Origin of the sequence: Okeania sp. SIO2F4 (genome assembly GCF_010672385.1) — a bacterium.
In the GTDB taxonomy this organism is placed as follows: Bacteria; Cyanobacteriota; Cyanobacteriia; order Cyanobacteriales; family Microcoleaceae; genus Trichodesmium.
The window spans coordinates 1-1740 of sequence record NZ_JAAHGT010001330.1 but is presented as its reverse complement, the minus strand read 5'-3'; the positions used below and the strand labels follow the sequence as shown (position 1 = coordinate 1740).

Annotated in this window: 1 protein-coding gene; it reads left to right on the top strand. The window is 35.1% G+C overall.

Features of this window, described 5'->3' with window-relative positions:
• A partial coding sequence (locus F6K22_RS40155) for an AAA-like domain-containing protein (protein WP_293110683.1) occupies window positions 1-1203 on the top strand: 1203 nt, incomplete at its 5' end.
• Window positions 1204-1740: the final 537 nt, after the last annotated feature.

Below are 1740 nucleotides of genomic sequence, written 5' to 3'. Positions count from 1 at the left end.
CTGCGAAAAGTTCGATTAGAATTAACTGAGTTAAGCAAGCAGCAGGAACAATCCAAAACAATCATAATATCACCACCTATTAATTGCGATCTTACACAACCAGGCAATTCACAAATAAAGAATCAAGATGTTGATTCTTCCTCTAATAACTCAATTTCTCCACAAGACCGAAACTCAAATCAACAAGACTTACTATTAGATACTCCCTCTGGTCAAGTAGCACTTAGTTCTCCCTTTTATATAGAGCGATCGCCCATAGAGTCGGAGTGTTATGAAACTATTTTAAATCCAGGAGCATTAATTCGAGTAAAGGCACCGCGACAGATGGGAAAAACTTCTTTAATGAGTCGAATTTTGAATTATGCTGAACAGCAAGGATATCGGAAAGCTTCTTTGAATTTTCAGTTAGCAGATGAAGAGTTTCTGACTAATCTCGATTTATTTTTACAGTGGTTTTGTGCCAGTATTACTAATGAACTTAGTCTCCAAGAAAAATTGTCTGAATATTGGCAAGGAGTCTTAGGTAGTAAAAATAAATGTACAAATTATTTTCAAAGATATCTACTATCAGAAATTTCTACTCCTGTAGCTTTAGGGTTAGATGAAGTAGACCAAGTTTTTCAACATCCAGAAATTGCTACTTCTTTTTTTGCTTTGCTCAGGACTTGGCATGAACGTGGCAAAAATGAAGCAGTCTGGCAAAAGTTAAGGTTAGTAATTGTACATTCTAAAGAAGTTTATATCCCCCTAAATATTAATCAGTCACCTTTTAATGTTGGTTTACCTATAGAGTTGCGAGAACTTAACTCGGCAGAAGTAGAAAATTTGGTAAAATTACATCATTTAGAATGGTCTTCAGAACAGATAAAAGAATTAATGGCAATGGTAGGAGGACATCCTTATTTAGTACGTCAGGCTCTCTATTATATTGCCCGGAAAAGAATAACTTTAGAAAAACTATTACAGGTTGCCCCTACAGAAGAAGGACCCTATTGTGACCACCTGCGCCGCCACTTAAATAATCTTGAAGAAAACCCAGAATTATTAACAGCAATTAAACAAATTATTGCTGTAGACTACCCCGTACCTATAGGCACAAAAGAAGGCTTTAAATTACGCAGTATGGGATTAGTAAAATTTCAAGGCAACTCAGTCATGCCTCTATGTGAATTATATCGGAGATATTTTAGCGATCGCCTGTAAATCTAAACCAGAAAATCTTCAATTTATATTTTATCCTGTTTGAAGTCCATCAATCATGTATTTACCAAGTAATTATTTACTACAAATATAGCAATCCTAAATAGGTTACGACAAATCAAAAAGTATATAAAAAAACTGAAACTCTTACCTGTTAAGTGTTCCTTGTTCCCTGTTCCCTAAAAGCAGTAGGATTTTTATACACAAATAAAATAGGATTGCTATAGAAGTTAAATCATATTATACAAATCATTAAAAACAATGCTATGAAAAGGAAATTTATGCCACCGAAGTTCCGGTAAAGATAAACTCTTCGAGTCGTACCGAATACGGGTAGCTCATGTCATTCGAAATTACACAAACACCGAACGCTCTGAAGCACCTGCGGATTCCAACGCAGAGTTGTTTCAGGGAATGAACATCTAAATTATAATAAAATCGCCGTGGGTAAACATCCACGGCGATTTTTTTTCATCTACCTTATTCCATCAAAAAATTTTACTCATGTTCCGTCTTTTTGCGCTCTTCAAGGTATTCTAC